This window comes from Streptomyces hygroscopicus subsp. hygroscopicus (assembly GCF_001553455.1).
Classification (GTDB): domain Bacteria; phylum Actinomycetota; class Actinomycetes; order Streptomycetales; family Streptomycetaceae; genus Streptomyces; species Streptomyces hygroscopicus.
This window is the reverse complement of sequence record NZ_BBOX01000122.1, coordinates 52,960-77,693: the sequence shown is the minus strand read 5'-3', so window position 1 is coordinate 77,693 and position 24,734 is coordinate 52,960. Positions and strand designations below refer to the sequence as shown.

The window sequence follows — 24,734 nt, the reverse complement described above, 5'->3', positions numbered from 1 at the left end:
GCGCCACACCACTCTCCGCTCGACCGTCGGATCGGCCGTCGCCGAGCTGGAGCGCCGTCTTGCCGAAACCGCGGACGCCCTCGGCGCCTGCGAGCGGGACCAGAAGCAGCGCCGTGCGGAGTACTCCGCGGCGGACCGCCGCGCCGGACGCGCCGAGGGCCGTATCGAGCAGCTGGACAAGGATGTCCGCGAGGCGGCGGCCACGCGCGCCGAGGCCATCGCCGCGCTCCAGCGGTTCGCGGCCACCGGCCTGCTGACCGTCGCCCTGCCCGAGGCTCCCGTCCCGCCGCTGGACGGCGGCCCCTGGGCCGCCACCCCGGCCATCGCGCTCGCCCGTTCGATCGAGGCGGCGCTGTCCGGCACGGACGACTCCGACGGCGCCTGGGAACGCGTGCAAAAGCGGCTCAGCGAGGAGTACAAGAAGCTCCAGGACATCCTCTCCCGGGGCGGCCACAGCGCGACGGCGCGCATGACCGAGGACGGCATGATCGTCGACCTGGTCTACCAGGGCCGCCGGCGGGCCGTGCCCGAACTGGCCGGGGCCCTGGCCACCGAGGTCCAGGAGCTGACCCGCATCCTGTCGGCGCACGAACGCGAAATCCTGGAAACCCACCTGCTGACCGAGGTCGCCGGCACCCTGCAGGAGCTGATCGGCACCGCCGAGCGCCAGGTGCGCGCCATGAACACCGAACTCGAGCAGCGGCCCACCTCCACCGGCATGAAGCTGCGCCTGATCTGGCGGCCCTCCCGCAAGGCACCAGCCGGTCTGGCACAGGCGCGGGCACGGCTGCGCCAGTCCGCCGACGCCTGGGCGGCCGAGGACCGGGCGGCGGTCGGCGAATTCCTGCAAGCCCAGATCGCCCGCGCGCAGGCCGAGAACGCCACGGGCAGCTGGCTGGAAGTGCTCACCACCGCGCTCGACTACCGCGCCTGGCACGAATTCGGCATCGAACGCCACCAGCACGGCGCCTGGGTGCCCGCCACCGGGCCCGCCTCCGGCGGTGAACGCGTCCTGGCCGTCTCCGTACCCCTGTTCGCCGCCGCCTCCGCCCACTACGCCACCGCCGCTCCGCACGCCCCGCGCCTGGTCACCCTGGACGAAGCCTTCGCCGGTGTCGACGACGACTCCCGCGCCAAGTGCCTGGGCCTGCTGCACGCCTTCGACCTGGACGTGGTGATGACCAGCGAGCGCGAATGGGCCTGCTACCCCCAGGTACCCGGCATCGCCATCGCGCAGCTCTCCCGCGTCGACGACATCGCCGCGGTGCTGGTGACCCGCTGGCAGTGGGACGGCGCCGAGCGGACCCGGGCCCCGGAACCCGACCGCCGCACGACGACGGAACCCGACCACACGGCGACGGAACCCGACCACCGCACGGCCCCCGAACCCGACCACAGGGCCCCCGAACCCGACCACCGCACGGCGACGGAACCCGACCACCGTACGGCTGCCGAACCCGACCACCGCACAGCGACGGAACCCGACCACCACACGGCACAGGAACCCCACCACCGAACAGCCCCCGAACTCGACCGCCACACGGCCGCCGAACCCGACCGCACGACGACGGAACCCGACCACCGCACGGCGGCGGTCCCCGCACCGGCGGGCTCCCCCGAGGGCCCCGAACCCGCCCCCACCGAGAATCCCGCACCCGGCCAGGACGCCCTGTGGCCCTGAGAAGTGACGCGGGGCCGCCCGTGGCGAGGAAAGGGAGGGCCCACGCATGAGCGCACCCGACGCACCCGACGCCCCCGCCGGGCGCGTCGACCGCGACCGCCTCACCCGCCTCCTCGGCGCCCCGGGCTGCGCCTGGCTGGTGGACCGGATACGCCGCCGTATGGAACGCGCCGAGCCGCTCACCGGCCCGGTCACCCTGGCCGCGCCCACCGACGGCGAGCGGGCCGCCGCCGAGCGCCTGCTGGGCCGGGCCCCCAGCGGCGGGCGTTCGCTGAGCATCCGGCTCGACGCCGTCGACACCGTCCTGCGCCGCTCCGGCGTCAGCCCCGACGGCCTCGCCGCCGCCGTCGTCGCCCTCACCGGACCCGTCACCCTCCTCAGCGACGTACGCCGGCGGGAGGCGGACGCCTGGCACGACGCGTACACCCCGCTCACCGAATTCTGCTCCGAGCGGCCCGAACTGGCCGACTGGGGCGAGCGCGTCCGCGTGAGCGGCCTCGTCCGCCGCCTGGCACGCGACCCGGGGTCCGCCCGCGCCCTGCTCGCTTCCGCCGTGACGGCGCTGCGGAGCCTGCCCGCGGACCCGGCCGTCTCCCTCCCGGCCTTCGCCGCCCGTACCCTCGGCGACGCCCACGCCCTCGACGACGGCACCCCGCTCGCCACCCTCGTCCACTCCGGCGTCCGCGCCCTGACCGGCTTCCCCGACGGCACCGGAGCCGAGTGGCGCCGCGAAGCATGGGCCTGCGCGGGACTCCTCAAGGACGCCCTGTCCTCCACCGTCCTGACCGTGGGCCTACGCGGCACCCCCGCGCTCGACTGGGCCACCGACAGCGGGGAACCCGCCGTGCTCACCCTGCGCCAGCTCACCCGCACCCCTCCCCGGCAGGCGCCGCCGGTGGTGCGCGTCTGCGAGAACCCGACCGTGCTCGCCACGGCGGCCGACACCTACGGCCCGGACTGCCCGCCCCTGGTCTGCCTCCAGGGCCAGCCCTCGGCCGCCGCCCTCACCCTCCTGCGCCATCTGCACTCCCACCGGGCGACGCTGCTCTACCACGGCGACTTCGACTGGGGCGGCATACGCATCGCCGCCGCGTTGCTGCGGCGCGTCCCCTGGCACCCCTGGCGCTACACCACCGCCGACTACCGCGCCGCCGCCGGCCGAAGCCCCCTGGCGCCCTCCCTGACGGGCACACCCGCCACCGCCCCCTGGGACCCGGGCCTGCGGGCCGCCCTGAGCGAACTGCGCGTACGCGTCGAGGAGGAAACCGTCCTCGACGATCTCCTGACCGACCTCGCACCCTGACGACTCAACGGGATCGCGTGGGGTAGGCGTAGCAGTATAAGGAGCATGTCCGAGCCCACTCGCCACCCGTTCCTGAGGCAGACCGCAGTACGGGCACCTCAACCGTGCCCGGCCCAGCCGACGCGCTGCATTCTCCGAAGCCCCCATACACCGAGGGTCAGCATCCCTTCCATCGGTGTGTAGAGGGTGAATCGGTCGGGGTTCCTGGGGCGTTCGGGTTCCGGCGAAAAGGAAGTCGACGCGGCAGGCGCATCCTGCAACCAGCGACTTGGCGAGTGCGGCCAGTACACGACGAAGCTCCCAACCCGTATCGGTGCGGCGGGAAGGCCATGCGGAGCGTCCGCCCCTCGTCGCTCCTCGGTCCGGTCCGCCGCTCTGTGCCGAGCGACGCGCTCGGCACCCGGCTCACAGACCGTGTGCGTCCATCAGCCGCATCAGGTTCCGTTTCCGCTTCTGGGCGGTGCGGAGGGCGGTGGCGTACGCGGTGAACTCATCCGTCGATCCGAGGCGGCGGTGGCAGTCCCGGATGCTCAGCAGCAGGCTGACCAGCTCCTCGTAGACCGCGTTGCCGGTCTGCTTGGTCAGCGGTCCGGTCAGGCGCAGGTAGACGCCGAGCGCGTCGGCGGGGCGGGCGGCGCGGGCCTGGTCGGCGAGGGTGAGCCACTGCCGGTCGTCGGCGCCGGTGTCGGTGGCGGCCTCCCAGGCGGCGTCGACGTCCTCGTCGTCGAGCAGGGCGTCGACCAGGACGGGGCCGCCGTACCGGGACGGCTGGCGCTGTTCCGCATCGGCCCGCAGCAGGGCCAGCGCCCCCTCACGTTCGGCCGGCCAGCAGTCCGCGGCCCGGGCGGCGGCTCGCAGGCGCTGGTACGCGGGCAGGGTGCGGCGGGCGGCGAAGTGGCCGCGGCGCAGGGCGACGGCGTCGGGGAGCCGGTCGGCCTGCTCATAGCGGTCGCAGAGGTAGTCGAGGAGGGCGGTGTCGACGGCGGCGAGGTCGCGGGCGTCCTGGATGCCGCGTTCCGCCCAGCGCAGGGCCTCGTCGGGGCGCCGGGCGGCGTCCAGCTCCTGGGCGATGACCAGGTGCGTGTGTCCGTTCGGTACGAGGTCGGCCGCGTGCACGGCGATCACCGCGTCGACGTCGCCGCCCGCCTTGGCCAGACGCTCCATCAGGTACTTCTCCGCCCAGCCGCGGCGGTTGCCCCGCCACGCCTCGACCGCCGACTTCCGCAGGACGGCCATCCCCTCGTCGCCGAGGATCTCCTCGTAGTCGAGCGGATCGATGTCCGTGAGGCCGTCGTCCACGTCGCCGAGCACATGGCCGACCAGCCAGCGCGCGAGCTCCTCGGGGTCGGGGCGTGCCGCGCCGCACGCTTCGAGGTGGGCCTCGGCCAGGTCCGCACCGACCTGCCCGAGCCATCCGTCGGAGTCGTCAACCGTCTCCACCGCGTCGGCGAGCAGCCGCATCGCCTCCCGTGCCAGGGTGATCGCGTCGTCGGCCCGGCCCGAGCCGGTGAGCGCGCCGATCGCGGACACCGCCTGCCCGGCCTGGTCGGCGTAGGCGCGGGCATCGGCGTACGCGACGTACCCGTACTGCGCGAAGGGTGAGACGTCCAGCAGATCGCGGATACGGGCGCGGACCGCGGCGACGTCCCCGCGGGCGCTCGCGGCACGAAGCTCCAGGCGGCGCCGCAACTGCCGGTCCTCGGCGATCTGCTCCCGTACGAGGGCGAGCAACGCGTCCTTGGACAGGCCGGACAGCCACCCGTCGAGGCCCTGCGCACGGTCCCGGGCCGCCTTCCGCTGCCGCGGCAGGCTCTCCCGCCGGGCGAGCACGGTCAGGCCGAGGGCGACCAGGTGCTTGCAGAAGTTGCCCTCCATGCCGTAGGGGCAGTCACACTCGCCGGACAGCGCGCCGGGCCCGTCCAGCGTCAGCTCCACTTCGTACCGCTCCGTGCCGTGGACACTCGCGGTGACCCAGCCGTCACCGACCTCGACCCCGGATACGGCGTCCAGGTAGCCGAGCCCTCGTTCGAAGGAGCGCGCACCGGCCAATGCCCGCAGATCCGACTCGGTGAACCCTTCCATGGCCTTCCTCTGCTCTCGTGCCGTCTGCGTCTGCCCCCCTGGGCTGCCTCTCCCCCGGCCGCTGCCACGCGCGGACCAGGTCCTCCGGGCCCCAGCGAGAGGTGGCCACGAGCGGGGTGCCCGGCTCGGCGCCGGGCACGGCGAGCACGTCCCGGACCAGGGTGTCGTACTCGCCATCAGCCCGTCTTTCCCGCAGCTCAGCATGGCAGAACGACCGCGGCTCCGGAGGACTTTGGAGCCCCGGAGAACCTTGGAGCTTTGTGCAGGGCGTGGCCCCTCCCGCTCGCGCTACTGGGCCCGCTGCTTGAGTTGGCCAGACGCCGAGCGCGACACCGAGACGTCTGAGCGGGGTGGGCACCATGGCGTGGGGTCGCCGAACTGCTCGGCGCCGTATTGCGCGGGTGCCTGGCCCGGGGCGCTTCACAGACCGGCCGGAGCGGTCGAGGGCACGGTGCGGACTCGGCGTCGTCGGGAGCCGAGCCGATTGCAGTGCGGTACAGCCGGTCTTGGACGCGAAGTCACCGAGGGGTGAAACAGGGCGAGGTCACCCCGACGGAGGCGAGGCCCTCCCCCTTGGCCCGGTCCACGACCCCGGCGACGGCGTCCATCCAGAAGTCATCGGGTTCGGTGCGCATGTCGACCGATGGAAAGGGTTTGGACCAGTCCTCATCGGAGTCCTGGAATGTGTAGCCCTGCTTCACCCAGGCGTCCCGGGCCTGCCGCACCAGTTTCTTGGCCGCCGAGCCCGGGACCCCCGTGAGCTGGTAGCTGAGGCTGAGTTGCAGCCGATCGTCAGAACCGTGATCATCACGGGCCACGCAGGGACCCACGGGCTCGGGACCGATCCGCTTGAGAGTCGGTTTGGGTGACATGCCGTCGACGGCCTGGTGAATGATCTCTTCCGCGCGCTTGGTGGCCTGCTCTTCATCCATGGTGACCGGCTTCGATGTCGCCTTGTCGTGCTTGCCCTGGCCGTCCTGCTCCGATCCGCACGCCGTCGTCGCGAGCGCCAAAGCGGCCAGGGAAGCCACCGCCATCGCGATGCGTAGTTTCACGGTCGCCCTTCCATGGTGCTCGCGGCCACGTGGCGGAAAGATGCTCCCTCCCGATACCGGGAGTGAAGCGGACATGAGTCCCTCCGAGCCCGGGGTCTTCCCAGCGGGAGCCTTTCACATCCGGCTCCGAAGTCGTCGGCCGGAGGCTCGGTCCCAGGGCATCGTGCGCCCTGGGAGTGTGCCGGAAACGCCGTTCCGCCTGTCCTGATGGCTCTCGCCCGTGCGGATGCCTGGCGGATACGACGTCTCAGACGTCTCGCCCCGGGCCCGTGGGAGCGTCGAGCAGCTGCCGCATCGACTCCGCGGCGCGGGCCGCCGCGTCCGCGCAGCAGTTGTTGAACAGGGCGTGGACCTCGTCGGCCCGTTCGGCCATTCCGCGGAGGCGCGGGATCCACTCCGACAGTTCGTCTGCCGCGTAGGTGTGGCGGAAACGCTCCTCCTTGGTGCCGGTGCCCCACGCCTCGTTGCGGCCGTGGAAGCGGGTCACCGCCAGGCGGGGTGAGGTGACCGGGGTGACCGGGGGTATGGAGGTGGGCAGAGTCTGCGTCATGTCCACGGCTACGGCGGACATGCCCCAGTCCTCCAGCGCCGCCACGGTCTCGGCCCGCTCATCCCCCTGCCACCAGCCGGGGTGCCGGAACTCCACCGCCACGGGCCAGCCCGCCGTACGCCGCGCGCAGTGCGCCAGGAACGCCTTGGCCCGCGCGTCGCCGGGGGCGAACCAGGGCGGGAACTGGAAGAGCAGGGCGCCGAGGCGCCCCGCCCTCCTCAGTGGTTCGAGCGCTCCGCTGAAACGCTGCCATATCTCGTCCAGCAGTGCCGGATCGGTGTCCGCGGGCCCCGGCCGCCGGTCCTGCCGTCCCTTCAGCGCGGGACGCAGCTCCGCGGGCAGGGCGTTCGGGCTCGTCGGGTGTCCGGTGAGCAGTGAGAACGCCTTGACGTCGAAGCGGAAACCGTCCGGGGTGCGCTCGGTCCACAGCGCGCTGTTGCGGGTGCTGGGGAGGTGGTAGTACGTGGCGTCGACCTCCACCACCGGGAACCGGGTGGCGTAGTGCCGCAGCCTCCCTGCCGCGTCGCGCAGCCCCTGCGGGTACCAGCCGCTGGACAGCAGAGCGCGGTCCGTCCACGAACAGGTGCCGACCAGAATCTTGCCCATGCGCCGCCGTCTACCCCGGGGTGGGGTGGGCGGCACCGTGCCGGCGATGGTGAACAGCGTCACGGTGGCGTTCGTACGGCATCCGGCGGCGGCGCGGCCCCGGCCCCGTTCGTATAGCGGCGTGGCGGCCCCGTTCGTACGGCGGCGTGGCGGTCTCGTTCGCACGGCGGCGTCGCGGTGGCTTTCGTACGGCAGCGTCGTGGGTGGCGCCGCCGTCGCGTTCGTGGCGGCGCGCCACGGTGCCCCGGCTCAGTCGTCTCAGTCGTCCAGTCGTTTCAGTCGTCTCAGTCGTCGAAGTAGTGGCCCTGGTCGAGGTCGGGGAGCAGGGCCGGCCGGATGGGGTCCCAGTTCAGCTGTTTGCGGGTCAGTGCGCTCGACACCGGGTTGTCCACCGAGAAGAAGTGGCCGATCCAGCCGAAGTGTTCCTCGGCCCGCTCGCCGGGCACCGCGGCCACCGGGAGGTTCAGACGCCGGCCGATGACGTCGGCGATCTCCCGGGCCGGTACGCCCTCGTCGGCCACCGCGTGCAGTCGCGAACCCGGCGGCGCTTCCTCCAGCGCCAGCCTGTACAGCCGCGCGGCGTCGAGGCGGTGGACGGCGGGCCAGCGGTTGGAGCCGTCGCCCACGTAGGCGGAGACGCCTTGCGCGCGGGCGATGCCGATGAGGGTCGGGACGAAACCGCGGTCGCCTTCACCGTGTACCGAGGGCGGCAGCCGCACCGCCGACGTCCGTACCCCGCGCGTGGCCAGCGACAGCGCCGCCTCCTCCGCGGCCATCCGCACCGCCGAGGGCGAAGTGGGATCGGCCGGGTCGTCCTCCGTCCCGCGTTGGCCGGGAGTGAGCAGGAAGGTGACGGAGGTGGTCACGAACGGCCGGTCGGAGCCCGCGAGCGCCGCGCCGAGCGTCTCGACCGCGCGCCGGTCCGTCCGGGCGGCGCCCGCGTAGTCGGAGAAGTCGTGGACGAAGGCGGCGTGGATCACTCCGTCGGCGGAGGCCGCACCGCTGCGCAGGCTGTCCAGGTCGTCGAGCGCGCCGCGGTGCGCCTCGGCACCCGCGGCCGAGAGCGACGCGGCGGCCGCGTCCGAGCGGGCGAGGCCGAGGACCTGGTGCCCGGCGTCCAGCAGTTCGCGGACGATGGCGCTTCCGACGAATCCGGTCGCGCCGGTGACGAACACACGCATGACAAATACCTCAGGGGGAAGGGGGGTCTGGCGGTCCACGCCGACGCGTGGAACCGATCACCATCGTGCGAGCGGACGCCACCGCGGGTCCAAGACCGGTTCTGCGAGGCGGTCATGCGTCATCGGGCATGACCGCAGCTCAGGGCGGTATCGCCGCGGGCCGCATGGTCCGGGCACTACCATCGAGGAGTGCCCGATTCACACGCGTCGGCCGGTGGCCCGGACCTGGACCTGCGGCTGATCCGGTACTTCACCGTCGTGGCCGACCACCGGCACTTCGGCCGTGCCGCGGCCGCGCTGCATCTCGCGCAGCCCCACCTGAGCCGGCAGATCCGGCGCCTCGAGGAGCAGATGGGTGTCCGTCTGCTGGACCGCACCCCGAAGGGCACCCGGCTCACCGAGGCCGGAGCAGACTTCCTGCCCCGGGCCAAGGCCCTGCTGCGCTCGGCCACCGACGCCCTGGCGTACGCCCGGGCCGCCGCCCGGCCCAGCCGGATCACCATCGGATACGCCACGGACCTCATCGTCACCCCGGCGGTGCGCGAGCTGCGCCGGCGCCATCCCGAGGCCGACGTACGCACCCTGCACCTCGGCTGGAAGCAGATCCCCACGGCGCTGCTGGAGCACCGGGTGGACGCGATGGTGACCCGGTTGCCGCTGCCGACCGACCAGTTGCGCGTGACGGTCCTGTACGACGAGCCCCGGGTGCTCGTGGTGCCGCTGGACCATCGGCTGGCCGGCCGCGAATCGATCACCCTGGACGACATCGCCGACGAACCGCTGCCCCGGATGCCCGACCCCGTCTGGAACGCCTTCTGGCGCGTCGACCCCCGGCCCGACGGCAGCCGCGCGCCCGACGGTCCCCTCGTCGACGCCATCGAGGACAAGCTCGAACTCATCGCCGCCGGCCAGGCCGTGTCCATCGCACCGGCCGGTGTACGCGGCAATCTGCGGGCCGACCTGACCGCGGTCCCGGTCGAGGACATCGAACCCGGCCGGGTCGTGCTCGCCACCCGCGCCGACGACCGCAACCGCCTGCTCACCGCCTTCCGCGCGAGCGCCAAGGCCCACCTCGTCGGGCCTGGTGCCGGTGTCCGGGGCCGGGCGGTGGCGTAGGCCGGGGCGTAGGCGGGGCGCGGAGTAGGCGGGGCCGGGCCGTGGCGTAGGGGCGGACCGGGACGCGGCGCAGGCGGGACCGGGCGCGACATAGGCGGGACCAGGCCGTGGCGTAGGGGCCGACCGGGACCCGGCGTATGCGGGACCGGGACGCGGCGTAGGGGCCCTGAGCCGTGTCGTAGGCGGGCCCGAGCCGTTTCGCAGCCGAACCGGGGTGCGGCGTAGGTGGACCCGGGCGCCTTGTGGGCCCCGCCCCCGCCCCGCCGGTGGGCTTGAGGTTTCGTCTCTCCCCGGTCGGGCAAGCTGGAAATATGGGAGCGCTCCCATGCACCTCCCACTCCCCCAATGGACGATGGAGGAAGATCGCGCAATGATTTGTCATGAACGCGGCAATTCCTTACGCTGGGCGTCTCGCGCCCTGGGACTGCTGGCCGCGGTGTTGCTGTGCCTGATCCCGTGGTCCACCACCGCGAGCGCCCACGGATCGGTCGTCGACCCCGCGTCCCGCAACTACGGCTGCTGGCTGCGCTGGGGCAGCGACTTCCAGAACCCCGAGATGGCACAGCTGGACCCCATGTGCTGGCAGGCGTGGCAGGACAACCCGAACGCCATGTGGAACTGGAACGGGCTGTACCGCAACGGCTCGGCCGGCAACTTCCCCGCCGTGATCCCGGACGGGCAGCTGTGCAGCGGCGGCCACACCGAAGGCGGCCGCTACAACTCGCTGGACACCCCGGGCGCCTGGAAGACGACGAACGTCGGCAGCAAGTTCACGGTGAAGCTGTACGACCAGGCCAGCCACGGCGCGGACTACTTCAAGGTGTATGTGACCCGCCAGGGGTACGACCCCACCACCCAGCCGCTGAAGTGGAGTGACCTGCAACTGGTCACCACGACCGGCAAGTACGCCCCCGGCAACAACTACTCCATCGACGTCAGCACCTCCGGCTACACCGGCCGCCACGTGGTCTACACGATCTGGCAGGCCTCGCACATGGACCAGACGTACTTCCTGTGCAGTGACGTGAACTTCGGCTGAGCCGTAGCCCCGCATCCCGGCTTCCACACCCGGCCCCGCTGGATGTACCCCATCCAGCGGGGCGCCCGGTCGAGCTCCGGTACTCGGTTGGTGCTAGCCGCCCGACCGGACCTACCAGCGTTCCCTGATGGTCTTCCATCAGTCGCACTGCGTCGACAAGCCGGTGCCGCAGGAGCATGGTGTCCCCACCTCCAGCAGGGCCACACGACGCATATTCACGGGCTCCGGCTCGGAAGCGCTCCCTTCACCCCGGTCACAGGTTGAAGATCAAGTCAGGAAGTGCCGACTCAGACACGGTTCAACGTTTCGCACAAATCGGTTGTGAACGACTGCCAAGACGCAAGCCGCTTAACTGGCCCTTCGCGATCCAGCATCTGTAGAAGCCGTGCGCGATTTTCACAGAAGCGTGCCTGGAGCTTCTTCAGGCCGCGACCTTTCTCTTCGCTGGCCGTAGCGAGCGCTTGCTTCAGCAGGTCCTTGGGATTCGGCACCGATTCGGCTTTGGTCGCCTTCGGCAGGTCAAGTGCCACTTTGCCATGGGGGTTTCCCGCCACTTCACGGATCGCGGCGTGATCGAGCAGCAGCCACGCCTCCAGCATCCGCACAGGAATCACTGGTACGTGTTCCAGACCCGGGCTCACTTTGGCCACCGCTTCGGCGATCTCCCGGCGACGATGGTCCGCCGGATGACGGTCCGCATCGCGGTGGATGACGACGAGGTCGTACACACGTTCGCCGTCGCTGAGTCGCTGTGCGGCCCGTAGCTTGTCCTCGACCGAGTGGCCCGGCTTGCTGGGCAGGCGGTTCAGGTCGGGAACCGTCACGAGGATCTCCCTGCCCACGTCCGCGGCGATTGCCTCGATGTGAAAGCGCAGGCCGGTGTCGCTTGATCCCTCGCAGAGGTAGAGGGCCCGGACGGTCACGAGTCGCTCCCCTCGAGGGTCAGCCGGGCCTCTGGCGGAGTCGTGAGGTACGCGAGGATGTCGGCCACGGTCCCGTACCCCCTCTCAGCGCCCCCGGCGCGCCATGTGCCGGCCAGGGGGCGCAGGCGCAAGCTACGTGCCGTCTTACCGCCGCCCTCGGGAACGGTCGAGGTGTCGGCGATCAGCAGATCTGCCGGATCAACGAGTTGTACGACGCCTGGCGAGTGGGTGTTGATGAGAACCTGCCGGAAGGGATTGTCCTCATCAACCTGCTCGTCGGCGTCCACGGCCAGATCGCGCACCAGTTTCACCATCGCGGCGAGATTGGCCGGGTGAATACCGTTCTCGGGCTCTTCCATACACATCAGACCGGCTGCCCGCGGGTCCTCCAGGAGGACGCACAGCGCCAGGAAGCGCAGAGTTCCCTCGGACAGGCTGCGTGCCGGCAGGACCATGCCATCGATCTCGTGCAGCTTGATTGTCAGCAACCTTCGCGTGTCGTCGGCCTCCACGTCCAGCGTGCGGACATGCAGACCCGACAGGTCCGACAGGCGCCCCGCCACCCGCGAGTAAACCCGAGCGGGATCGTCCGACGACCTCTCGCGGGCGATCCGGTCCAAACACCGCGGCAGATGAAGCCCGTCGGGCCGCATCAAACTGGGGTCGTCATAGCGGTCGGCGGTGCGCAGCGCGGAGGGTTCAAGCGCCAGCCGCCGCCAGGTCTGCATCTCACGCCGCGCCGCCAGGATGGTCGGATCGTCGTTTTCGTTGATCGTGGACAGCATGGTTCGCGGGGCCCTGCTCGCAGGTGCGGGACGCGGCTGGCCTCTGCGGCCCCCGTCAGCGTGGATACGGACGACCGCGTCGCCCGTGTCGAGAGTGGTGGAGATGTAGGGCGCGGTCGACCGGCGTCCGTGGACCACGGTATTCCGAAAGCCCTTGGCACTGTGCGGGAACCGCAGGTGTGATCCGGCGTCACGCGGTCTGATCTGGCTCAGGTCCTCGGACAGCAACGTCAGTCTGCCGCCCCGCTCCCCGCCTCCCGGGGGCTGGTATCCGAGCCGGAGCTCGTAGCGGAGGAACGTGGACGTCGGCTGGGCCAGTCGACCGAAGTCGTCCTCCACCTCACCCGGAATAATCATCTCCGCGGCGAACGTCATCACGTGCTCGCCGGCCGCGTAGCCGTTCCAAAACAGGTCCCGCGCGTCGCCGTGCAGCTCACCGTGGGTTCCGCGGACGGCCTGAGCCGCCTCGATCATGGAGTGGTCGGCGAGGAGACTCAGGAACTGGATCGCGTCGAAGACGTTCGACTTCCCTGTGCCGTTCTCGCCCGCGATACAGGTGAACGGACCGAACTCGACCCTGAGGTCCAGAAGATTTTTGAATCCACTGACTTCAAGGCGTGTCAGCATGTGTCCCCCTTGATCATCCGGTCCTGTCGCCACCGTGGTCCGCGGTGCCCGGCGGCGTTCAGGCGGGTACGCACAGGAATCATAGGGCTCAGGCCGTGACCAATCGCGCGTATCGGCCGACGGCCGTCGACGATCGAGCCTGTCGGGCCGAAGAGCTGGCAGGATGTATCCGACAGGACAGTGGATCGTGAGCACTGATGTTGCACGGAGGAGAGGTCGCCGCTGTGCCTCCGACTGACGGAGCCGATGCAGAGACGTCCTCGTTGGACAGGACTGGGCTCATGACCAACCTGCGCAAGCAGGTTCTGGCCCTGGAGGGCGACCTCCGTGAGCGCAGCGACAACGTGGAGCGCTTTCGCCGACATCTGAGGAACGCGTACGGACAGGCGAGTGCTTCCTCCCGCACGTCAGCCACGTACGGAGCCTGGCGAAGCGAGCGCATCACGCAGGCCGCGGTCGCATGGGTCCTGGGCACGGTATTCGTGCGCTTCTGTGAGGACAACAACCTCATCCGCCAGCCTTTTCTAGCGGGGCCTGGGGACCGCTTGGCGGAGGCAGAAGAGCGACACGGGGCATATCTCACGGAGTACCCGGACAAGAACGACCGGGACTGGTTGTTGGAAGCGTTCACGCATCTGACTCGCTCCCATCAAGCGATGGCCCGCATCTTCGACTTGAAGCACAGTCCGCTGGGGGTGCTGTCACCCTCTCCCGAGGCGGCGGCCGCGCTGGTGGCGTTCTGGCGACGGCGCGGCAGCGACAGTTCGATCCGCTTTGACTTTACCGACCCTGACCTCGACACCCGTTTCCTGGGGGATCTGTATCAAGAGATCAGCGAGGCGGCGCGGAAGACCTACGGTCTGATCCAGACTCCCGAGTTCATCGCGAACTTCGTCCTCGACCTCGCTATGGACCCAGCTATCGCGGAATTCGGCCTTGAAAGATTCCGCGGCATCGATCCGGCATGCGGAGCGGGGACATTCCCGCTCGGACTCTTCCAACGCCTGCTGGCCGCGTGGCGACTAGCTGAGCCTGACGCCCCGGACCGCGAACTGATACTGCGATCGCTAAATTCCGTCCATGGCTGCGACCTCAATCCTTTCGCCGTCAGCATTACGCGCTTCAGACTGCTGATCGCTGCCGGCCGGGAGAGTGGCGCGCGGACGCTGGACCAGTTCCCCGACCACGTCATCAATGTAGCGGTGGGTGACGCCTTGCTGGAGGGGCCTGGCATGCCCAGCGAACCATCCCTTTCCGTTTTCGGTGACATGGAACACGAGGGCGGCGAAACACGCGGGGATGTCCACGAGTTTTCCGAGCGCTGCGGCCTTTTGCGTCAGGGCTCTTACCATGCGGTACTGGGAGAGCCCCCTTATATCTCCGCGCGTGACAAGGCGACGAACGCGGCGTACCGAGCGTATTACGCCTCCGCCGCAGGGACCTTCCCTCTTTCCGGCTTCTTCACAGAGCGCATGTTCCAGCTCGCGGTGCGGAAAGTCGCCACAGAGCCCTGCGGCTACGTCGGAATGTACACATCCAGCTCGTTCACAAAGCGTGCTTTCGGTGAAAAGCTGATCGAGCAATTCTTCCCCCGCGTCGGACTCACGCACGTCGTCGACACCTCTGGGGTCTTCGTACCAGGTCATCGGACCCCCACTCTGATCTTGGCGGGGCGCAATGACCCAGGCATGGATGACATGCCGGTGCGATCCGTCCTCGGCGTGCGCGGAGAACCGAGGCAGCCGGTGGATCCGGCCCAGGGGATCGTGTGGAAGGCCATCCTCGGCCAAGTGGATCGGCCCGGCACCACCTCTGAATGGGTGAGTGTCCAGGACGAACCCCGTCAGCGCTTCCACCGCTTCCCGTGGACTCTCACGGGCGGTGGAGGAGCGGACCTCATGGACGTGCTCTCCCGGGCTCCACACCAGTTGGCAGACTTTCTCGCCGCCCCTGTCGGCGTCCTTACCGATCCAGGGCAGCATGAAGTCTTCGCTCTCGGCCGCCCCTGGTTCACCAGGCATCCGGACTCGGCCGCGCTGGGTCACGGCATGGTCACCGGCGACACCGTACGGGACTGGCGTGCGGGTGTGGCGGCGGAGGTCCTGGCCCCCTATGACGCGGACGGCGGGCCACTCCCCCCGGACCTCACCACCTCGTGGGGGAGGCATCTGTGGACGATGCGACAGGTACTGCGGGCGGCGCCCGGGTCCCAGCAGTCGTCGCGGGCGAGGCCATGGTGGGGCTGGAGGCGCTGGCCCCACGGCGGGGTCCAGCGGCCGGCCATCACGCTCGCGTACGTGGCCTCGCACAACCACTTCGCGCTGGAGGCAGGCGCGGAGGCGTTCAGCCGAACCGCCCCGGTCCTGCGACTGCCCTCGACCGCGGACGAGGAGGAGTACGTCGCCCTCCTGGGAGTCCTCAACTCGTCAACGGCCTGCTTCTGGCTCAAGCAGGTCAACTCCAGCACAGGATTCGATGGGCTGGGCATCCCGCTGCCGGGCGAGGAATGGACGTGGTCCTGCACGTTCGCAACAGCATCCTTCTCGCGGTTTCCGCTGCCCGCCGACCCTCCGCTCGGCCACGCGCGGGCGTTGCACGCCCTCGGACGGAGTCTCGCCTCCCGTGAACCAAGCGCCGTGTGCGCGGATCAACGCCCGCTCGACCGGGATGCTTTGGATGCTGCGCGAGGTTCCCACGAAGAACTGCGTCACCAGATGATCGCTCATCAGGAGGAATTGGACTGGGAGATTTATGGCTCCTACGGACTGCTCTCCGCTGAAGACCAAACTCGCCTGACCATGCCTCCTGGTTCCGCGCCGCCTCCGCTGCGGCCAGGTGAGCGCGCCTTCGAAATTGTACTGGCGCGGAAAGTGCTCGCTCGTGAAGCGGCGAATTCCTGGTTCACGAAAAACGGCGCGACACCCATCACCGAGATTCCGCCCCACTGGCCGACCGCTTACCGGGATATCGTGCGGGCCAGGATCGACGCCATCGAATCCCGCCCGGCCATCGCCCTCGTCGAGCGCCCGGAGTACAAACGTCGGTGGTTGTCGGAACCATGGGAAAGGCGCGAGGAAAAAGCGTTGCGCTCTTGGCTGCTCGATCGCTGTGAGGACGAACGGCTGTGGTTCGATCGCCGAAACGGCGCTGCCCGCCCTCGCCCCCGGACGCCCGGCCAACTCGCACAAGAACTCGGTGACGATGCCGGCCTGCGTTCCGTCGCCGCGCTCTACGCCACAGACCATCTGGGCATGCGGGACGCGCCCCTCGGTGATGTACTGGCAGCTGTCCTGACCACCGAGCACGTGCCATGCGTCTCAGCGCTGCGGTACAAGGAATCGGGGCTGCGCAAGCGTGCCGAGTGGGAACAGGTCTGGGACCTCCAACGCAGCGAGGACAGGACAGGCGAGGCCCTCGGAATCCCTGTGCCGCCGAAGTTCAGAGCGATCGACTTCCGGCGTGCTGCCTACTGGTCGCATCGAGGCAGCCTGGACATCCCCCGGGAACGCTTCATCTCCTATCCCGAAGGCGCCACCGAGGAGGGCGGTCTACTCCTTGGCTGGTCCGGCTGGAATGAGACGGACCGCGTTCATGTCTTGCTGGATCTGGTGAGTGAACTCATCCGGCGGCCCGGCTGGACCGTGTATCAGTTGACTCCCCTCCTCGCAGGTATCCAGGAACTGCTCCCTTGGGTCCGCCAGTGGGAAGCTCAAGACGCCGAGGAATTCGAGCACCGCCTGGAGGACCTGCGGACCTCTTATGGCCTCAGCAGGCACGACGTGGCTGCCTGGCGGCCGCGCAGAACGACTTAGAGCCACGTCGCGAGCCGCATGTCTCCGCACCGAGCTCACCTAGCGACGTTGTCGCAGTGCCAGGTGAAGAATGGCGCCCGGCTGGGGCCGTACTCGGCGACGGTCCGGCCTTCGAGGGCCTTGGCCGCCTCCGCGAGATCCGGGGTGGTGTTGGTCTTGTCGCTCACGGCGATGCTGCCGTCGCCCGTAACGTACACGTAGCCGTGTTCGAAGAGCTCGTCACAGCCCAGAAGGCAAGCCGGCATGACATTGGCGAGCTGGAGGCGTTCTTCGCGAGTGGCGGCGCTGCGACGCTTGATATGAGCGGCGCGGATGAAGCGGACAGGGAGGGTGCGCCCGCACAGGGCGCACGTGGCCTGGGTGGCGCCGTTGAGGAGGCGCCTGCGGAGCTTGGCCTGCTCGCGGCGGACGAGCACCTGAGCGACCGCGTTTTCTGCCCCGTCGTGATCGATGCTGCCGTCCCCGGAACCGGGTGCCACTGGGGGAAGGGCACCGGCCAGATTCGCGACAACCGCGGTACCTGACCGCAGGATGGCAACGCCTTGCTTGTTCGAGGACAGCCGGAGGGCTTCCATACCGTCGGCGCCCAAAGCACTACCGTGGACGTCCTCCTCTTCGTCCAGGACGTCGATGCCGATGCGCTCGGGGTATTCGTCGTCCGGCCATACCGGCGTGCGCTCGACGAAGTAGGGGTTGGTGACCTGGGTGACGACGACGCGCCGGAGGCTGACATCGGCCCACTCTCCGGGTGGCACACGATTCGCGGGCCCCCCGTACCCGAAGACGATGAGGTCGCCCTCCTTCAGGGACTGGACAGCGGCGCGCGCATCGGCACGGTCCAGGCCGCTGGTGCGCCAGCCCCAAAGGCCACGGCTGAGTCCGATGTCAAAGTTGCCGCTCGATTTCTGGGAGACGTAGATGTACGCGGTTGTGGGCATCAGCGCTCCATGCCCGGAGAGGCGTCCGCATCGCCCGATGGCCACGGAGCACGGATGTCGGTGTTGACCAGCTCACGCAGCATGGCCTGCGTGTCCGGATCATCGGAGTACAGAACCGTCCCTGCCAGGCCACGGGTGAGAAGAACCTTGTAGGTATGGCGGATGAGCCTCTCGAATTCGTCCGGTGTCGTTCGGGCGGCGACGGACGTGTCCCTACTTTCCGCCTGGTTCCCGCGCCACTTGTTGCCGGCCCACACCAGATCCTTACCGAAGATGACCCCGTTCCAGGCGTACTCGAAGCCCTGAGCCGTGTAGATACAGCCGATCTGGCCGAAGCCCGCCGGATCGGTGGCCCACAGCGCCGAAGCGGGCGCTCCGTTCAGGGATCGCTGACTATCGACGTTCCAGGGCCTGCGCCACTCACCGATGGCCACGTCGCGGACCAGAGTTCCGTCGGCTTTCGGTTTGCTCCAGCCCCAGCAGAAGCCTGCCGTCATCCGGGCAGTAAGCCCGGCCTCCTGCCGCACTCGAAGAAAATCCTCCATCTCCCGGGGGGAGTCGGCGACATATACCTGAAAATTTTCCTCGTTGGTCCACGGCAGAGGCCCACCGGGCTCGAGTCCCAGAAGACGGAGAACCCAGTACTCGTATGCGCGACTACCGCCGCAGCGGAATTGCCCGTTCAAGTCGACATGCCGGACAGTATGTCCACGCGCGAGGGCGGCATCGCTTATATTCTTGACGCTGCCCATTTCGAGAGGACGTACCACCTGATAGTCATCGAGCAGGAAGACCGGAACTCTGGCCGCATCGAGAAGTTCATCTATTTGCCGACCTTTTCCGGTGTGAGAGATTTCCCGGATTCGATGCGCCTCGTCACAGATCAGGACGTCGAGACCGTTGCGCTTGGCCGCCGAGAAGTTGTTGAAGTACTTGAACAGTTCCGCAATACTCCTGTTCCTCTTGCCGACCACCGTCCGCAGCGTCGTGGTGAAGGATCTGGAACCGGTGGCATGCACAACGCTTCGGCGACTCCGGCCCAAGTGGCCCATGACTTGCGCGGCGATGACACTTTTACCGGAACCGGGACCCCCTGAAACGACGATGACTTCTTTTCTGTCGGACTGACGCGACAAGTCCACCGCGCGCTTGACCAGAGAGAAAGCGACCTGCTGTCCGTCCAGGAGCGTGAATTCACCGCCGTCTATTATCTCGTCTGCTGCCGCATTCATCAGAGGGCGGCTCGGCGCACGGGGACTTTCCAACAGAAAGTCCCCGGCCGGGGCTCCCGCCACTGGAGCGAAACAGCGTCGCAGATGCTCCATCAATGCGCCGCGCGTCGTCTTCGTGAAGAGCTGAGCGCGAGCATCGGGCAGCCTGAAGAGCTCCGCAACGTTTTGGTCGTCGGCATTGTGCAGGTAAGCGATCCCGGAAACGTCATAATTTCCCGATTCCAGCACGCTGGTGAAATTCTGCAGGCAGTCACAGTAACGGCCCACCTGGGCAACGGGATGCAGCCGGGCCTGCTTATCGGACTTGCTCAGGAGGCACAGGTCGTCCGTGGACGGCACAAGCCGTGCCGCGCTCCACTGCTTCAGCTCCACGACCACGTACGACGGCTTGCCCGTCTCCGGATGTACGCCGGCGAGGACGGCGTCCGCACGCAGACTGGACAGGGGCAACCGCTGCTCGATCAGCACTTCCACCTGGCCGAGCCCGGCGTCCCGCAGAACCTCCCCCAGCGCGGCGAGGCTTTTCTCCCAGGATTGCCGTTCCCTGGAGGAAGGGCTCCTGAAGAGTGCGGATCGGTACCGCTCCGTGAGGTCCCTGACGAGCACTCCCGCGTTGCTGCGCTCCAGCAGGGAAAGTCCGGACAGGCGGAGGAGGGGCACGGAGCGTTCTCCATACAGCTGAGGGGTCACGTGCGCATTGCTGACGCGGCGGTCGACGCGGCCCCGCGTCACCGTGAGCGGATAATCATATCAACAGCTGAAGCAGCGTCAGCCCCCAACCGAAGCCTCCTCACCCAGGGCAAACCTGAATCAATCGCACCAATCGTGACCGGCACGGCCCACGCGGCACCTCCCGCTACGGCCATCCCCGCCCCTGCGTGCAGCGGGCCGCAGCGCTGCCGACCCCCACCTCGAAGCCGATACGATCTGGGCCGGGGATATTGCTGCCGAGCAGCCGCAATCAGGACAGATCGATACGGATACGAAGCGGGGATGGCGCATGCGGGACGGCCGGTGGGTCACGGTCACCGAATCCGAGTTCCAGCACGAGCGCCGGGGGCTGGATGCCATCCGCGAGAAGCTCCCCGACAACGATCCGTGGCGGGCCTGGTCGAACTTCACCTTCACGGCGCACAGCGGCCACGTGCGGGAGGTGGACCTGCTCGTCGTCGCCCCCGGCGGGGTGTACCTGATCGAGCTGAAGGACTGGCACGGCTCGGTCGAGTCCCGTAACGGCACGTGGTTGCAGACCCAGCCCGGTGGACGTCAGATCACGCACGGCAACCCGCTGCACCTGGCGAACAAGAAGGCCAAGGAGCTGGCACAGCTTCTGGCCCAGGAGGGCGAGCGGGTATGGGTGTCGGAGGCCGTGTGCTTCACCGACTCCTCGCTGAAGAACCGGTTGCCCGCCCACGACCAGCACGGCCTCTACACCGTCCACCAGCTCACCCAGATGCTGGCCGAGCCCCCGCGCGAGGAGCGCCGGCGGATCGACAGGTCACGGTCGCGCCGCATCGCGTCCGCCCTGGAGCGGGTGGGCATCGCCCGCAGCGACGCCGAGTACAAGGTCGGCCCCTATCTGCTGCACCGGAAATCCTTCGACTCGGGGCCGACCTGGGCGGACTACCTGGCCCGGCACAGCGAGCTGCCCGAGGCCGCCCGGATCCGCGTCTATCTGCGGGAGCGCGGCTCCGACGCCGAACTGCGGGCCTCGGTGGAGCGCGCGGCGCGGCGCGAAGCCGCGGTGCTGCGGCGCTTCAAGCACCCCGGCGTCGTCCAGCTGAAGCAGTACGACCCGTCCGGGCACTCGGCAGGGCCCGCGCTGATCTTCGACTTCGATCCGCGGACGCTGCGCCTCGACGAGTATCTGGCGCAGTACGGCGAGAAGCTGGACATCCTGAGCCGTATGGCGCTGGTGCGGCAGCTCGCCGAGACCGTGCGTTCGGCCCACGGCCGACGGATCTACCACCGCACGCTCGCGGCCCGCGCCATCCATGTGCTGCCCCGCCCCCGGGGCCGGGCGGCGGGCTCGGACGGCAACGGGAACGGGAACGGCGAGGAGGCGGCCTGGCTCAGTCCGTATCTGCAGATCTCGGACTGGCAGGTCGCGGTCCAGCGCGGCCCGGGATCCGGTACGCCGAGCGGCGGTGAGCGGTTCGCGCCGACCACGCTCTCCCGCGCGGGCGCCCATCTCGCGGAGGGCGCGGATCCGTACCTCGCCCCGGAGCTGACCGCCCTGAAGGCCGACCCTGTGGCACTGGACATCTACGGCCTCGGCGTCCTCACCTACCTGCTGGCCACCGGCAAGGCCCCGGCCGCCAGCCAGGCCGAGCTGCTGGCCCGGTACGAGGCGGGCGAGGGACTGCGGCCGAGCGCCGTGGTGGACGGCCTGTCGGAGTACATCGACGAGCTGGTGCAGGCGGCCACCGCCTACCACGTCGACGACCGCCTGGACTCGGTGGACGACTTCCTCGAGATGCTGGAGGTCGTCGAGTCGGTCCTGACCGAGCCCGCCCCGGCGGAGCCCGTACGGCCGGCCGAGCCCGAGAAGGACCCCCTGGAAGCGGTCGCGGGCGATGTGCTGGCCGGCCGCTGGGAGGTCAGGCGCCGCCTCGGTACGGGGTCGACCAGCCGCGCGTTCCTCGTACGGGACCTGACGGCGGGCCCGGAGGTGCGCTTCTCGAAGACGCTCGCGGTGCTGAAGGTCGCCAACTCGGACAGCAAGAACGACATGCTCGTCCGCGAGGCCGAGATCATGGGGCGGCTGCGCCCCGATTCGCGGATCATCCGGCTCGTCGAGCCGGAGCCGCAGCGCATCGGCGGCCGGACCGTCCTCATCATGGAGTACGTCGGGAACGAGCGCGAGGCCGACGGTGAACCGGCCGCGCCCGGGGAGCGGAGGAGCAGGCGCCGCGAGGAGACCGTTGCCCGCCAGCTCCGCGAGTTCGGCCGCCTGTCCGTGGACCAGCTCGAGGCGTACGGGGACTACCTGTTCGGCGCGGTGGACTTCCTCGAGGGCGAGGGCGTGTGGCACCGCGACATCAAGCCGGACAACATCGCGATCCGCATCCGCCCGAACCGCACCCGTGAGCTGGTCCTCATCGACTTCTCGCTGGCCGGCTACCCGGTACAGGAGACCGGGGCCGGGACGGACGGCTATCTGGACCCGTTCATCGGCACACTCACCGAGCGCTCGGTCTACGACGGGCACGCCGAGCGGTACGCCCTGGCCGTCACCCTGCACGAGATGGCCTCGCGGGAGCTTCCGGTCTGGGGCGACGGCAGGGTCTCGCCGCGCCAGACCGACCCCGAGAAGGAGCCGCACCCGAAGATCGCGGTCGATGCCTTCGACCCGGCGGTGCGCGACGGCCTCGTCGCGTTCTTCCGCAAGGCCCTGCACCGGGACGCGGCCCAGCGCTATCCCGATCTGAAGCCGATGCGGGACGCCTGGAAGAAGATCTTCCTGGCCATGGACGAGGCGAAGCCGTCGTCGCGCCGCTCCCGTCAGCCCACCGCCGCGCCGAACGGCGCGGGCGGTACGGGCGGCACCGGGGAGACGCCGGCCCAGGCCAAGGAAGCCCCGATCCCGGCCGCCGAGGAGGAGAGCGCCGAGCAGCAGCGCGACCGGCTGGCGGCCGAGGCCCATCGCAAGACCTCCATCTCGGCATCGGGCCTCAGCCCGGCCGCCCAGTCCTTCGTCTACGGCCTGCGCGTCGACGACGTCGGTGGTCTGCTCGACTACAGCCGCCATCAGCTCGTCAACGCGCCCGGGCTGGGCGCCAAGACCCGGAAGGAAGTGCTCCGCCGCATCAAGGAGTGGCGGCAGCGGCTCGCCGAACAGCCCGCCGCCCCGCTCACCCCCGAGGGACGCAAGGACGCGAAGGAGGAGCTGTCGGCCGCGGAGGCCGCGCTGGCGACCGCGATCGCGGAGAACGGCAGCGCGGAGGGCCTGCCCGAACGTGCCCTGCGCAGGGTCACCCTCGACACGCTCGCGACCATCTTCGTACCGGAGCTGAAGAAGGACGGGGCGAACCGCAACGAGTGCGAGATGGTGCGGCTGCTGCTCCGGCTCCCCGACGAGCGGGGCACCCTGCCCGACATCGGCGTCTGGCCCAAGCAGAAGGACGTGGCGAGCGCGCTCGGGCTGTCCGCCGGCCGCATCCCGCAGATGCTGAAGACCCAGCGCACCCGGTGGAAGAGGCACCCGGCGGTGCGGGTGCTGCGCGCCGAGATCCTGGATCTGCTGCGGGACCTGGGCCGGGTCGCCTCCGCGGCGGAGATCGCCGATGCCCTGGCGGTACGTCGCGGCACCCAGCTCCCGGAGCGCGAACAGCGCCGGGCCCTGGCGCTGGCCGCCGTACGCGCGGTGGTCGAGGTCGAGCAACTCGTACCGGACGAGGCCGAGTTCCAGCACGCGCCGAACCGTGACGCGGCCGACGAGGGCATGGGGGCGGGCCTGCTGGCCCTGGAGGTCGGCCCCGACGACGCGCCCGAGACCCCGTCCGGGCCCGGTCTGCTCCACTACGCCCAGCGGCTGGGCAAGGTCGCCGACCGGCTGGCGAAGCTCGACACCCTGCCGACCGCGGCCACGGTCCTGGCCGAGCTGGGCGCCATCACACCGCCGAGTACGGCCGTGGAGTGGGACGAGCGTCGCCTCGTCGAAATTGCCGCCGCCGCCTCGCGCCGGGCCGCCGCGACGCCCCGCCTGGAGATCTACCCCCGCAATCTGCCGCTCGTACGGGCGCTGCGCCTCACCCAGGCGGGTCTGGTGCCGCGCATCCCGGGCATGCCGGACGAGCAGCAGCCGGGGCTGACGGCCAAGGACATCCACGAACGGGTCCGGGCCCGCTTCCCCGAGCTGCTGAACGAGCGGCGCGGGCACGCGCTGCCGACGGACGGGCCGCTGACGCGGGCGCTGCGGGAGGCCGGGTTCGACCTGGAGCTGAAGACCCGCGAGGGGCACGGCACGCTGCGCTACATCCCGCGCCAGCGGGACGGCCAGTCCACGTACCTGTCGTCGGACGCCGCCCGCCAGGCCACCGGTGTCCTCACCGCCCACCGCTACTCCGACGACCCCCAGCTCGCGGGCGCGGCGGTGGCCGAGGAGCGGCTGCTCGCCTCGGCCCGGCGGGACGGCTTCCGGGTGCTGACGGTACGGACGGGGCTGGCGAGCCGCGCGGTGGACGAGCTGACGACGGACCGCTTCGGCGCGGAGGTGGTGTCGGTGACCGAACTGTTCCTGCGGGCCCTGCACGAGCAGGTGGACCGGCGGCCCAAGCCGACGTGGGAGACCATCCTGCGCGCGGACGCGGCGGAGCCGGGGTCGAAGGCGGCGATGCGGTTCGGTGAGTACGCGCGGACGTGCTGGGGTGCGGTGGAGCCCCGGCTGCGGGAGCTGGTGACGGGGACGCGGGGGCCGGGGACCGGGGACGTGGGGCCCCGGGAGGCCGGGGCGCGAGAGGTGGGGACGCGGGGCCCGTCCGGCTCTCCTGTGCTGCTGACGGACGCGGGCGCGTTCGCCCGCTACGACGCGATGGCGGTCCTGGAACGGCTCGCCGACGCGGCGCGGGACGGAGGACGCGGGCTGTGGCTGCTGTGCCCGCAGAGCGACCCGGCGCGACCGCCTAGGCTGGGCGCGGTCGCTGTGCCGTACCAGTCGGGGCTGGGAGAATGGGTCGAGTTGCCCGAGTCGTGGGTGGCCAACGCCCACCGGGCCGAGGCATTGGCGGCGCGTGCGGGCTTGCCGGGGGACGGCTAGCGGCGGAGACGGGAGCCGCCGGGGCAATGGGCACATTGGGGACAAC

General features: G+C 70.0%; 14 protein-coding genes. 6 read left to right on the top strand and 8 right to left on the bottom strand.

Annotated elements, in window-relative coordinates; translation table 11 throughout:
• The coding region (locus tag AXW62_RS14230) for a TIGR02680 family protein (protein WP_063817582.1) at positions 1–1,681 on the top strand (1,681 nt) is incomplete at its 5' end.
• A gap of 46 nt (positions 1,682–1,727) precedes the next feature.
• On the top strand, positions 1,728–2,984 hold the full coding sequence (locus AXW62_RS14225) for a TIGR02679 family protein (protein ID WP_060944847.1): 1,257 nt from the start codon (positions 1,728–1,730) through the stop codon (positions 2,982–2,984).
• 405 nt (positions 2,985–3,389) lie between these two features.
• Here AXW62_RS14225 and AXW62_RS14220 read toward each other — a convergent pair whose 3' ends face one another.
• The 4 genes from AXW62_RS14220 to AXW62_RS14205 form a co-directional block, all read right to left on the bottom strand.
• Positions 3,390–5,066 (bottom strand): SWIM zinc finger family protein, encoded by a 1,677-nt coding sequence (locus AXW62_RS14220; RefSeq protein WP_060944846.1) that lies wholly within the window; start codon positions 5,064–5,066, stop codon positions 3,390–3,392.
• A gap of 518 nt (positions 5,067–5,584) precedes the next feature.
• Positions 5,585–6,121, bottom strand: coding sequence for a hypothetical protein (locus tag AXW62_RS14215; protein WP_174556389.1), 537 nt, complete (start codon positions 6,119–6,121; stop codon positions 5,585–5,587).
• A gap of 247 nt (positions 6,122–6,368) precedes the next feature.
• A complete protein-coding gene (locus tag AXW62_RS14210; RefSeq protein WP_060944844.1) occupies positions 6,369–7,277 on the bottom strand; it encodes a DUF72 domain-containing protein in 909 nt (302 codons plus the stop codon).
• 284 nt (positions 7,278–7,561) lie between these two features.
• On the bottom strand, positions 7,562–8,458 hold the full coding sequence (locus AXW62_RS14205; RefSeq protein ID WP_060944843.1) for an SDR family oxidoreductase: 897 nt from the start codon (positions 8,456–8,458) through the stop codon (positions 7,562–7,564).
• Between the two features lie 189 nt (positions 8,459–8,647).
• Here AXW62_RS14205 and AXW62_RS14200 point away from each other — a divergent pair, with 189 nt between their 5' ends.
• Together AXW62_RS14200 and AXW62_RS14195 are read left to right on the top strand one after the other, a co-directional pair.
• The gene (locus AXW62_RS14200; protein ID WP_060944842.1) at positions 8,648–9,574 is read left to right on the top strand and encodes a LysR family transcriptional regulator; all 927 of its coding nucleotides are present in this window, start codon (positions 8,648–8,650) and stop codon (positions 9,572–9,574) included.
• 370 nt (positions 9,575–9,944) lie between these two features.
• Positions 9,945–10,613: a lytic polysaccharide monooxygenase auxiliary activity family 9 protein gene (locus AXW62_RS14195; RefSeq protein ID WP_030823301.1), complete on the top strand. Its 669-nt coding sequence runs from the start codon at positions 9,945–9,947 to the stop codon at positions 10,611–10,613.
• A 287-nt stretch (positions 10,614–10,900) separates the two neighbouring features.
• On the opposite strand, the gene AXW62_RS40920 is transcribed toward AXW62_RS14195, so the two are convergent.
• Together AXW62_RS40920 and AXW62_RS14185 are read right to left on the bottom strand one after the other, a co-directional pair.
• Positions 10,901–11,536 carry a DUF4276 family protein gene (locus AXW62_RS40920; RefSeq protein ID WP_079115620.1) on the bottom strand — a complete coding sequence of 212 codons (636 nt, stop codon included), beginning with the start codon at positions 11,534–11,536 and terminating at the stop codon, positions 10,901–10,903.
• Complete coding sequence (locus AXW62_RS14185; RefSeq protein WP_060944840.1) at positions 11,533–12,948, bottom strand: AAA family ATPase; 1,416 nt, start codon at positions 12,946–12,948, stop codon at positions 11,533–11,535. Before AXW62_RS14185 ends, AXW62_RS40920 begins: the two co-directional genes overlap by 4 nt.
• 281 nt (positions 12,949–13,229) lie before the next feature.
• On the opposite strand from AXW62_RS14185, the gene pglX reads away from it, so the two are divergent.
• The gene (gene pglX, locus AXW62_RS14180) at positions 13,230–16,760 is read left to right on the top strand and encodes a BREX-2 system adenine-specific DNA-methyltransferase PglX (protein WP_060944839.1); all 3,531 of its coding nucleotides are present in this window, start codon (positions 13,230–13,232) and stop codon (positions 16,758–16,760) included.
• Between the two features lie 35 nt (positions 16,761–16,795).
• On the opposite strand, the gene AXW62_RS14175 is transcribed toward pglX, so the two are convergent.
• Both AXW62_RS14175 and AXW62_RS14170 read right to left on the bottom strand, forming a co-directional pair.
• The gene (locus AXW62_RS14175; protein ID WP_060944838.1) at positions 16,796–17,698 is read right to left on the bottom strand and encodes a hypothetical protein; all 903 of its coding nucleotides are present in this window, start codon (positions 17,696–17,698) and stop codon (positions 16,796–16,798) included.
• Positions 17,698–19,590 carry a DUF2075 domain-containing protein gene (locus AXW62_RS14170; RefSeq protein ID WP_060944837.1) on the bottom strand — a complete coding sequence of 631 codons (1,893 nt, stop codon included), beginning with the start codon at positions 19,588–19,590 and terminating at the stop codon, positions 17,698–17,700. Before AXW62_RS14170 ends, AXW62_RS14175 begins: the two co-directional genes overlap by 1 nt.
• Positions 19,591–19,930: 340 nt before the next feature.
• Here AXW62_RS14170 and pglW point away from each other — a divergent pair, with 340 nt between their 5' ends.
• The gene (pglW, locus tag AXW62_RS14165; RefSeq protein ID WP_060944836.1) at positions 19,931–24,688 is read left to right on the top strand and encodes a BREX system serine/threonine kinase PglW; all 4,758 of its coding nucleotides are present in this window, start codon (positions 19,931–19,933) and stop codon (positions 24,686–24,688) included.
• Positions 24,689–24,734 lie beyond the last annotated feature (46 nt).